The sequence below is a fragment of the Gramella sp. Hel_I_59 genome (assembly GCF_006714895.1).
Taxonomy (GTDB): Bacteria; Bacteroidota; Bacteroidia; order Flavobacteriales; family Flavobacteriaceae; genus Christiangramia.
In genome coordinates, this window is sequence record NZ_VFME01000001.1 from 2,767,392 (window position 1) to 2,777,679 (window position 10,288).

10 protein-coding genes are annotated in these 10,288 nt (G+C 38.6%); 4 read left to right on the plus strand and 6 right to left on the minus strand.

Going from position 1 to position 10,288, the window contains the following annotated elements; translation table 11 throughout:
* Window positions 1-5: 5 nt before the first annotated feature.
* Genes nqrE through JM79_RS12850 form a run of 5 tightly spaced genes read right to left on the minus strand, consistent with a single transcriptional unit; the run spans window position 6 to window position 4,692 of the window.
* The gene (gene nqrE, locus JM79_RS12830) at window positions 6-620 is read right to left on the minus strand and encodes an NADH:ubiquinone reductase (Na(+)-transporting) subunit E (RefSeq protein WP_026914367.1); all 615 of its coding nucleotides are present in this window, start codon (window positions 618-620) and stop codon (window positions 6-8) included.
* A 29-nt stretch (window positions 621-649) separates the two neighbouring features.
* Window positions 650-1,396, minus strand: a complete 747-nt coding sequence (locus JM79_RS12835) for an NADH:ubiquinone reductase (Na(+)-transporting) subunit D (RefSeq protein ID WP_141878530.1) — start codon at window positions 1,394-1,396, stop codon at window positions 650-652.
* Window positions 1,397-1,398: 2 nt separating this feature from the next.
* Complete coding sequence (locus JM79_RS12840) at window positions 1,399-2,142, minus strand: Na(+)-translocating NADH-quinone reductase subunit C (protein WP_141878531.1); 744 nt, start codon at window positions 2,140-2,142, stop codon at window positions 1,399-1,401.
* A gap of 2 nt (window positions 2,143-2,144) precedes the next feature.
* Window positions 2,145-3,335, minus strand: coding sequence for an NADH:ubiquinone reductase (Na(+)-transporting) subunit B (locus tag JM79_RS12845; RefSeq protein ID WP_141878532.1), 1,191 nt, complete (start codon window positions 3,333-3,335; stop codon window positions 2,145-2,147).
* Between the two features lie 13 nt (window positions 3,336-3,348).
* On the minus strand, window positions 3,349-4,692 hold the full coding sequence (locus JM79_RS12850) for a Na(+)-translocating NADH-quinone reductase subunit A (protein WP_141878533.1): 1,344 nt from the start codon (window positions 4,690-4,692) through the stop codon (window positions 3,349-3,351).
* Window positions 4,693-4,853: 161 nt separating this feature from the next.
* Here JM79_RS12850 and JM79_RS12855 point away from each other — a divergent pair, with 161 nt between their 5' ends.
* The 3 genes from JM79_RS12855 to apaG are packed head-to-tail and all read left to right on the plus strand — an operon-like array spanning window position 4,854 to window position 7,600.
* Window positions 4,854-6,104, plus strand: a complete 1,251-nt coding sequence (locus JM79_RS12855) for a DUF5103 domain-containing protein (RefSeq protein WP_141878534.1) — start codon at window positions 4,854-4,856, stop codon at window positions 6,102-6,104.
* Window positions 6,105-6,113: 9 nt separating this feature from the next.
* A complete protein-coding gene (locus tag JM79_RS12860) occupies window positions 6,114-7,208 on the plus strand; it encodes a DUF3667 domain-containing protein (RefSeq protein WP_141878535.1) in 1,095 nt (364 codons plus the stop codon).
* A gap of 5 nt (window positions 7,209-7,213) precedes the next feature.
* Window positions 7,214-7,600, plus strand: a complete 387-nt coding sequence (gene apaG / locus JM79_RS12865; protein WP_026914360.1) for a Co2+/Mg2+ efflux protein ApaG — start codon at window positions 7,214-7,216, stop codon at window positions 7,598-7,600.
* Here the strand turns inward: apaG and JM79_RS12870 are convergent.
* The gene (locus JM79_RS12870; RefSeq protein ID WP_141878536.1) at window positions 7,581-8,303 is read right to left on the minus strand and encodes an NRDE family protein; all 723 of its coding nucleotides are present in this window, start codon (window positions 8,301-8,303) and stop codon (window positions 7,581-7,583) included. The two genes, apaG and JM79_RS12870, sit on opposite strands and share 20 nt — an antisense overlap.
* A gap of 138 nt (window positions 8,304-8,441) precedes the next feature.
* Between JM79_RS12870 and pruA the strand changes: the two genes are divergently transcribed.
* On the plus strand, window positions 8,442-10,085 hold the full coding sequence (gene pruA / locus JM79_RS12875) for an L-glutamate gamma-semialdehyde dehydrogenase (RefSeq protein ID WP_141878537.1): 1,644 nt from the start codon (window positions 8,442-8,444) through the stop codon (window positions 10,083-10,085).
* Window positions 10,086-10,288 lie beyond the last annotated feature (203 nt).

Consider the following 10,288-nt stretch of genomic DNA (forward strand, 5'->3'; position numbering starts at 1 on the left):
TACGATTATAATTTAATTCCCATAAAACTCATGAATCCAAGCGCCATAAGTCCGGTAATGATAAACGTGATACCAAGGCCTTTTAATGGTGCGGGAACATTTGAGTATGCAATTTTCTCTCTGATGGCCGCAATGGCGAGGATAGCAAGAAACCATCCTATTCCACTACCAAGTCCATAAGTGATCGCTTCTGAAATTCCTCCGAAATCTTTTTGCTGCATAAAAAGTGAACCACCAAGGATCGCACAGTTTACCGCAATAAGCGGAAGGAAAATACCAAGTGCACCATACAGAGCCGGAGCAAATTTTTCAACAATCATCTCCACAAGCTGGACCATGGATGCGATTACCGCAATGAACATGATAAAACTTAAGAAACTTAGATCCACATCTGCATATTCAGCTCCAAGCCAGGAAAGTGCTCCAGGCTTTAAAAGGTAATTATCCAGTAGAAAGTTGATAGGTACAGTGATCGCCAGTACGAAGATCACAGCAGCACCCAAACCAACAGCTGTCTTTACAGTCTTAGATACCGCCAGGTAGGAACACATTCCCAGGAAGTAGGCGAATATCATATTTTCTATGAAAATACTTCTTACAAATAGATTAACTAATTCCATTATTTATATACTTTTTTGCTGTACAGCTATTAGTTTTGTTCGATTAGTTTACGATTTCTGGCACGTTGTACCCAGATGATCAATCCAACCACTATAAGGGCCATTGGAGAGAGTAACATCAAACCGTTATTTTCATATCCTAAAGCATACAGTCCAGTAGACTCAGCCATCGTTGCACCTTTATGTCCTAATACTTCGAATCCAAAAAGTTTTCCAGATCCAAGTAATTCTCTAAAGAAAGCTACTACAACCAGAATTAGACCATAACCTGCAGCATTACCAATACCATCAAGAAAGGACTTGTAAATCCCATTACCAAGTGCAAAGGCTTCTAAACGTCCCATTACGATACAGTTCGTAATAATAAGACCAACGAAAACCGATAATTGCTTACTAACATCAAAAGCATAAGCTTTTAAGATCTCACTTACCAGAATTACCAGGGAAGCAACAACAACCAGTTGAACAATAATCCTGATTCTACTTGGAATAAGGTTTCTCAACATAGAAACGATCATGTTACTAAAGGCCATTACCACCATTACAGCGATTGCCATTACTACGGCCGGTTCCAGCTGCACGGTAATTGCCAGTGCAGAACAAATTCCCAATACCTGAACGGTAATAGGGTTATTGTCATCTAATGGATCGGAAAGTAATTTTCTATTTCCTTTGGAAAGAAAATGCTCCCTTTCTTCAGAATTTGAAAGGAAAAGGATCATTTCCCGTTTCTTTTCTTCCTCTTTAGCAGAGTTGAATTTTTTCTCTTCAGCCATATCTATCTAGTTGCTACTTTAAATCCTTTTTGCTGCTCGAAATAAGGTAAATAACGCTTTAATCTTTCTGAGATCATATCAGAAACACCATCACCTGTGATCGTTGCTCCTGAAATTGCATCTACCTGATTATCGTCCTTATCTGAAACATCAATATTTCCTTTGACTACAGAAACTCCTACAAGATTACCATTAGAATCAAAGATCTTTTCATCAGAAAATTTCTCTTTAAACCACTGCTTTGTAATTTCTGCACCAAGTCCCGGAGTTTCTCCAAGGTGGTCGAATGTTGCACCTTTCACGGTGTTGATATCATCTTTTAATGAAATGTATCCAAAGATCGCATTCCAAAGTCCGTTTCCTCTAAGAGGAACGATATAATATCTGGAACCTTCAACTTCGGCTACATATAGTGGAAAAACCTGTTCTCCAACATCTTTTTTGATCTCTTTAGCAAGATCAACTTGAAATGCGTCTATAGACTCATCTACAGTACCATCTTCAGTGATTGCTACCTCTTCTACAATATACTTATCATAAAGCTCTTTTGCTCCATCTCTGTCGGTAGTAATTCCAACGGTAGAAAGGATATTCTGCATTTTCTCTTTACGCACATTCTCCATTTGTGTTGGCTGGAGAGAGATAGCGGCAAAGGCAAGTACAGCGGCAACTACAACTACCATGATCACAGAGAACATGAAAGTATAGCCGTTGCTATTCGTTTTATTTACTGATTTTTCTTCCATAACTAAACTGCTGTTTCTACTTGAGGGTTAGCATTTTTAAGTCTTTTCTTTCTTCTTTTCACATTAGATTCTACCACGTAGTGATCGATCGTTGGTGCGAAAACATTCATAAGCAGAATACCTAACATCACACCTTCAGGATATGCAGGGTTGAATACTCGAATCATTACTGAAATAAATCCAACAAGGAATCCATAGATCCATTTTCCTTTCATTGTTTGTGCTGCTGAAACTGGATCTGTTGCCATAAAGACAATACCGAAAGCAAGACCACCAACAATAAGGTGAAGATACCATGGAAAATTCGTTAAGTTATTACCTTCAATACCTAAAGAAGGTAGCGCATTAAAGATCAAGCCCATCACTGCAGCTCCAATAAATGCACTCAAGATGATTCTCCAGCTACCTACTTTACTAAGTACAAGTAGTAATGCACCTGCCAGAATACAAATCGCTGAAGTTTCAGCAATAGATCCCGGGATCATTCCAGAGAACATATCTAGTGGAGTATATCCTGCCTCATTTCCAGCTGCAAGATTTCCAAGAATCGTTTCACCAGTTACTGCATCTACTTCATAAGCATTACTAACCCAAACGCTGTTTCCAGACATATAAGTTGGATAAGCGAAAAAGGCAAATGCACGTGCCGTAAGCGCAGGATTCAGAATATTCATTCCAGTCCCACCAAAAGCTTCTTTTCCAATAAGAACCGCGAACACTACTGAAAGCGCCACCATCCAAAGCGGAATATCAATTGGCATGATCATAGGAATAAGCAAACCAGTTACCAGGTAACCTTCGTTCACTTCGTGTCCTCTAAAGATCGCAAATGCGAATTCAATTCCAAGACCTACAGCATAAGAAACTGCAATCATTGGCAAAATCTTTCCAGCACCGTGAAGGAAAGCATCAATAAAAGGTACACCGTTTGCATATTCTGGCAATTGGTGAAGATATTGATATCCACCATTCCAGAATCCAAACAAAAGAGCTGGAATAAGAGCGATCACCACGGTAATCATTGTTCTCTTAAGATCCACTGCATCACGAATATGCGCCCCTTTTTGTGTAGTATGATTTGGAGTAAATAAGAAAGTATCTAATGCATTTACTGCAGGAGCATATTTCTCTAACTTCTCGCCTTTGCTAAAAGGCTGTTTCATTTTATCTAATCTCTGTCTAATCCATTCCATATTCTTCAGCTTTTTAACCTACTTCGGTAATCATTAAATCAAGACCTAATCTTATTACTTCCTGAATCTCAATCTTGGAAGTGTTCACGTATTCTACTGTTGCAAAATCTTCAGGAGCAACCTCGTAGATCCCAAGATTTTCCATTTTTTCGATATCACCAGCCATACATGCTTTGATAAGCTGCATTGGGTAGATATCCATAGGTAAAACCTCTTCCATTTCACCTGTTACCACCAAAGCACGCTCTTCGCCATTCAAATTCGTGGTTGGAGTGTATTTTTTATTTGGAAACAACCAGGACAGTGAAGTTCTGGAATGTGAATGTATATTATTATAAGTGAAAGGTAACCATCCAAAAATTCGGTAATTGTCACCTTCAGGAATTAGAGTAAGCTCGTTCTCAAAGAAACCTAAATACTGGTTGTTGCTTAATTGAGTCCCTGTGAATACATCTCCAGAGATGATACGAGTACCTTCTGCTGCCTGACCAATAAGATCTGCAACATTAGCACCAATAGTCATCTGGTAATATTTCCTGTTTTCAGCTTCACTTCCAACCACAGCAACCGTGCGCTCCGCATGATATTCTCCGGTTAGAAAAACATTACCAATAGTAGCAACGTCCTCTACTCCTACAGTCCAGACACGCTCACCTCTATTAACAGGATCAAGCTTATGGATCTGAACACCTACATTACCTGCAGGGTGAGCTCCTTTTACGTGATGAAGCTCAACACCTTGAATTCCTTTTAGGTATTCAGCTGAAGAATCATCTACAGAAAGATGAACTTTACCTGGTGTAAGTTTTCTCAAAGCATCAATTCCCGCCTGGAATGCAGCGATCTTATCTTTGATGATAAAACCTTTATCTGCCGCCAGAGGAGCAGTTGTTACTGCTGAAATAAAGATCGCCTTAGGAGTATCCTTAGGATCTGCTACGATGTCGTATGGTCTTTGGTTGATAAAAGCACCGCAACCACTTTCAAGAAGAAGTTCACGAACATCCTTCACATCAGCTTTAGCAGGATCCAGCTTTTTGAATTCACGGTAAGTGTTTTCAGGATCTGCTTCGATGATTATTTCGAGGATCCTTCTTTTGTCACCTCTTTTGATTTCTTTAAGAACACCACTAACTGGTGTAGTAAAGCGAATTTCCTCGGTATATTTCGAATAGAAAATCTCATCACCTGCAAGAAGCTTAGCTCCTTCTTTTACTACCATTTTTGGCACAACAGTGTGAAAATCTGGCGGTTTGATCGCGTAAGTTTTGGATCTCGGAGCCTTTACAAGCTCTTTTTCCGCCGCCCCTTCTAATCGCAGAGATAATCCTCTTTTAATTCGAATGTCTTTTGACATAGGATGGAGTGTATGTTAAATTTTTAGTTTAAAGTCGGGCAAATTTAAGAATTTTCACTCCATTTATCCCAAGAAATGTCAGAATTTTACTTTGGTCAACTGTTAAATTAAATGGATGCAAAATGCTAATTTCTATTAACTTTGCTATTTACTCAAACTTTATGAAAGGCTTTCTAATTTTCTTTGCGTTTTGCCTGCTTCAGCCGTGCATTTATGGCCAGGTTGTTAAAGAAACCCTGCCACCTCCATTCATTAGAACCATTATTTTCCAGGGAGATTCCGTAGAAAATAAAGGAAATCCTATCATTCGATTGGGTGCCAACCTGCAATTAAGCTTTGATGATATCATTGGAGACGAAGCCGATTACTATTACACGATCGAACATTATAATTTCGATTGGACACCTTCTCAACTCAACAAAAACGAGTATCTCGAGGGTTTCGATGATGTTAGAATCATCAATTACCGGAATTCGCTAAATACCCTACAACCCTATACTCATTACGAGCTTGACATTCCGAATAAAAATGTTCGCGGACTCAAAGTTTCGGGCAACTATATGATTAGCGTCTATAATGCGCAAAGAGAAAAGGTATTCTCACGAAAATTCATGGTTTATGAACCTGTAGCGCAAATTACTGCGGAAGTAAAAAGAGCCAGAAACCTTCAGTTTATCGATGAAAAGCAAATTATAAACTTCAGTATTAATTCTCCAGATCTGCTTCTGAAGAATCCTGACAGGAATGTCAAGGTGAGCCTCATTCAGAATTTCAATTTAAAAACTGCGATTACAGATCTTAAACCTCAATATACCATTGCCAACGAACTCATCTATCGCTATGACACTGAATCTTCCTTTGTGGGTGGCAACGAATTTCTTCAGTTTGACAATAAAGAAATAAGAGTCACCAATGCTGATATTGCCAAGGTTGACATGCAGCAGCTATATCTCCATTATCTTTTTATGGATATCACCAGGGACGGGCAGCCATACACGTACAATCCTGATATTAATGGAGGTTTTGTGGTAAGAAATGTGCTTGCAGAAGATTCAGACCTGGAAGCCGATTATGTTTGGATGAGATTTACTTTACGAAATTATGATCCGCTTGAAGGGAAACAGATCCATCTCTATGGAGGGTTCAATAATTTTCATCTGGACGAAAGCACTAAGCTCGAGTATAATAAGGAGAGTGGTTATTATGAGTTAGCGAGATTATTTAAGCAAGGATATTATAACTACAAATATGTGGTGACAGGTCCAGACGGGATTCAGGATGGAGCAATTAGTGGAAACTATGATGAAACTGAAAACAATTATACGATCTTGGCTTACTACAGAAGTCCGGGAGCTCGTTATGACAGACTGATTGGTGCAGGAGGTGCGAATTCAAGAAACATTCGTAATTAAGCTGTTTATATGCCAGATACTGAAAATAAGATTGAAATTTACCAGTATAGAGGTCAGCATTGTCTAAACTGCGAATTGCCTTTAGATAAAAACGACCGCTTTTGTCCCAATTGCGGACAATTAAATACTACTAAAAAACTTAGCTTTTCAGATCTATTCAACGAATTTTTTTCAGGAGTATTTGCCTATGACTCCAGGTTTCATCGGACTTTAAGAATTCTTCTTTTCAAACCCGGAAAGATTTCAAAAGATTATGTGGAAGGAAAGAGAACCAGGTACGCAAATCCCTTCAGGTTCTATCTGAGTGTTTCAATTATATTCTTTCTGATTTTTAGTCTTAGCCTGGACCCTAGCGAAAGTTTTGGACGACAGGACCGGGACGAAAACCTGCTTTCAAAACTGGATCGCAAGGAATTGAGCGAGGCTTCCATGGATTCCATCAATAAAGTATTGACCAGCGAAGATGTTGGTCTGGATAGCATCCAGAATAATGTTTTTACTGAAACTTATACTGAAAAGCTTGTGAGTCAGCCAGAACTTGACAGTATGAACTTTATTAGTGCTTTTGCGAAAAAAGCAGATCTATACTATGCCTACCAGGATGAAACAGGGATTTTTACCTCTTCACGGGCGCTAGATAGTTTGAAGCACGAGCAATCTAATTATAATCTCTGGCTCTACAAAAAGGCGGTGGATGCGGGAACCTTTTCAAAAGACCCGGCGCTATTTATAAACTACTTTATAGGAAAGTTACCTTTTATCATCTTCATCTTCTTGCCGGTTTTCGCGTTATTTATCTGGCTACTATATTCAAGAAGGGACTTTAATTATATGGAGCACCTCATCTTTGCATTTCACGTGCAAACGGTGTTTTTTGTACTCTACAGTTTTGCGCTGATACTTGAAATTGTCTTTAAATGGGAAATACTTACTACACTGGCAAATTTTGTATTTCTATTCTACTTATACAAAGCGATGCGATTTTTCTACGGACAAAAACGTGTTAAAACGATTTTAAAGTTTCTATTCCTGAACCTAATATTCTTTACATTAGCCACAGTCGCTGCAATCATATCATTGCTCGCTTCTTTTTCAATTTATTGAAACACATGATTCAACAGGTTACAAAAGGTATTAAGATTTCTGTGGAAACCAGGTTCGAAGGTAAGTTCTATAAGGACTTCCAGCTGAAGTATGCTTTTGCTTACCAGATCACAATTGAAAACCAGAGCAACGATTCTGTTCAGCTAAAATCCAGATTCTGGGAGATCAAAGATGCTTTGAGTGAAATTGAATATGTTTCAGGAGAAGGAGTGATTGGAAAAAAACCTGTTTTGAAACCCGGTGAAAGTCATACCTATCAAAGTGGTTGCTTACTCACCGCACCCATTGGTTCCATGTCTGGCTACTATAATATGATCAACTTCACGACTACGAATGAATTTCAGGTGAGAATCCCACCCTTCAGACTTGCCGCTACCTTTGCTTTAAACTAGTAAGGTATTCTTCTGAAGTGTCTTTATTTATTAAATTCTGATATGAAAAATGAATTCCATCAGGCTCATTAATGACCTGTGATATACTTTGAGTTTTGAGAAATCCCCGGTCTATGATCAATCCGTATTCCTTGTTTCCGTTACCTGCACTTTTGTGAAATTTCAATAGACTCTCGGCAGTATAACCTTCAGCGCTTACTTCTTCAAACCATTCTTTACGCTTTTTTTTCATTGCTTCAGAATAGAGCGGAGAAGATGACCAGATATGCTGAGTGATAGGAAGATATTCGTGCTTAGAATTTTTGCCATCCCATATTAGTTGTTGAAAGCATAAACCATCATGCCATTCTACAATGATCATTGTAAAAGGCTCGATCCCATCAAAATTATATTTGTTTATAAATGATCGCAATCTACACGAAGCAAGAAATTCTTTAACAACCACTCCCCGACTTTTTCGATATTCAGGCTTGCGCTCATGTGGTTTCTCAGCTCCATTCATAAGACATATACACCTGGAATGTTCGCTAACTCCTAGCCAGGTGCCTCCAGCCTGTTTATCTTTTGGGAAATATTGTCTTACACCTTCGAAGCGCTCCCATGCAGGTGGAAGGGTTTCGCGACCAACCGATTCATCCCGGTTAGAAGTTAATACAAAGCCAGACATAGACTCAGGACGGGGGACTAAAGTAACTGTGCACATGCTTTAAAATCAAAATTTTAAGGAAATGTACAAAAAAAGTTAAGCTTAAGTAAAGGCAAGCCAGATGTTATTGCGTGCAACTTAATTTTTTTACCTTTATCGGAATTAGAAATAAACGAAAAAACAAAATTTATATTTATGGGAAAAGGATTTTTTCACGTACCAGTAGCGGTTAACGAAGAAGTAAAAAGTTACGCTCCGGGAAGCCCAGAAAGAGAAGAAGTATTACTTACTTATAAAGACCTTTGGAATGCGAATACTGAAGTTCCTCTTTATATTGGAGCTGAAGAAGTAAAAACCGGGAATACCAGAACCATCAATCCTCCACATGATCACGCTCATGTTGCAGGAACTTATCACACTGCTGAGAAAAAGCATGTGGAAAGAGCTATTTCTGAAGCACTAGAGGCAAGAAAGAAATGGTCAAAACTGGAATGGGAACAAAGAGCTGCTATCTTTTTAAAAGCTGCAGATCTAATTTCCGGACCCTACAGACAAAAGATGAACGCTGCCACAATGATTGGGCAGTCTAAGAATATTTATCAGGCTGAAATTGATGCTGCTGCAGAGATCTGTGATTTCCTACGTTTTAACGTAGAGTATATGGCAGAACTTTATGATGAGCAACCAATTTCTTCAGATGGAGTTTGGAATCGCGTAGAATACAGACCACTAGAAGGTTTCGTTTATGCTATTACTCCTTTCAACTTTACGGCAATTGCAGGAAACCTTCCTTCAAGTGCTGCCCTTATGGGGAATGTTGCAGTTTGGAAACCAAGCGATAGCCAGATGCTATCGGCTCAGGTACTTATGGAAGTATTTAAAGAGGCAGGTTTGCCAGCAGGTGTGATCAACATGGTAAATGGTGATCCAGAAATGGTAACAGATACTGTATTGGCAAGTCCAGATTTTGCAGGAATCCATTTTACTGGAAGTACTAACGTATTTAAAGGGATTTGGGGAAAAATTGGAAACAATATTCAGAACTATAAAACATACCCAAGAATTGTCGGTGAAACTGGAGGAAAAGATTTTATCCTGGCCCACCCGACTGCAAAAGCTAAACATGTAGCAACTGCAATTTCCAGAGGAGCCTTTGAATATCAAGGTCAGAAATGTAGCGCGGCATCACGTGTTTATATTCCGAAAAGCCTTTGGCCGGAAATTAAAGATTTCGTAATCGAAGATGTACAATCTTTCAAAATGGGATCTCCGGAAGACATGTCTAATTTCATCAATGCTGTAATTCACGAAGGTTCTTTCGATAAGCTTGCAAGCTATATTGAAAAAGCTAAGAGCGATAAAAATGCTGAGATTGTAGTTGGAGGAAACTATGATAAATCTAAAGGTTACTTCATAGAACCTACCGTAATTCTTACATCAGATCCTCACTACACTACTATGGAAACTGAACTTTTTGGTCCGGTAGTAACAGTTTATGTATATGATGACAAGAATTTTGATGAATCCAAGTGGGCAGATATCTGCCAGACTGTAGATAACACGAGTATATATGCATTAACTGGAGCAATTATTTCTGGGGATCGTTACGCAGCTGCTCAGGCTACAGATTTATTGCAGAATGCCGCTGGAAACTTCTATATTAATGATAAACCAACTGGTGCAGTTGTAGGACAGCAGCCATTTGGTGGAGCAAGATCCAGTGGTACAAATGACAAAGCAGGATCAAAGATGAATCTTATGAGATGGATTTCTGTAAGATTGATCAAAGAGACTTTCGTCCCTGCTACAGATTATAGATACCCGTTTTTAGGAGAGTAATAATTTCTAAAAAGCATACTGTTTAAAAACCGCCTTTTCGGCGGTTTTTTTTGTTTACAGACTTTAAGGTAGATCACTTACAAAATCCAGCTACCACTTATATTCTACAATCATAATTTTTTGTTTTTTTAGCATAACATGCTACAATTCAAAATTTTAACTTAAATTTACTTTCCCCAAAAACTTGTTCCCCAGCAAGTTAC

Coding starts and splice junctions, on each gene's coding strand:
- JM79_RS12840 (WP_141878531.1), bottom strand. CDS start 2,142: ATGGAAGAAAAATCAGTAAATAAAACGAATAGCAACGGCTATACTTTC.
- JM79_RS12850 (WP_141878533.1), bottom strand. CDS start 4,692: ATGTCAAAAGACATTCGAATTAAAAGAGGATTATCTCTGCGATTAGAA.
- apaG (WP_026914360.1), top strand. CDS start 7,214: ATGATTCAACAGGTTACAAAAGGTATTAAGATTTCTGTGGAAACCAGG.
- nqrE (WP_026914367.1), bottom strand. CDS start 620: ATGGAATTAGTTAATCTATTTGTAAGAAGTATTTTCATAGAAAATATG.
- JM79_RS12855 (WP_141878534.1), top strand. CDS start 4,854: ATGAAAGGCTTTCTAATTTTCTTTGCGTTTTGCCTGCTTCAGCCGTGC.
- JM79_RS12860 (WP_141878535.1), top strand. CDS start 6,114: ATGCCAGATACTGAAAATAAGATTGAAATTTACCAGTATAGAGGTCAG.
- JM79_RS12845 (WP_141878532.1), bottom strand. CDS start 3,335: ATGGAATGGATTAGACAGAGATTAGATAAAATGAAACAGCCTTTTAGC.
- JM79_RS12835 (WP_141878530.1), bottom strand. CDS start 1,396: ATGGCTGAAGAGAAAAAATTCAACTCTGCTAAAGAGGAAGAAAAGAAA.
- pruA (WP_141878537.1), top strand. CDS start 8,442: ATGGGAAAAGGATTTTTTCACGTACCAGTAGCGGTTAACGAAGAAGTA.
- JM79_RS12870 (WP_141878536.1), bottom strand. CDS start 8,303: ATGTGCACAGTTACTTTAGTCCCCCGTCCTGAGTCTATGTCTGGCTTT.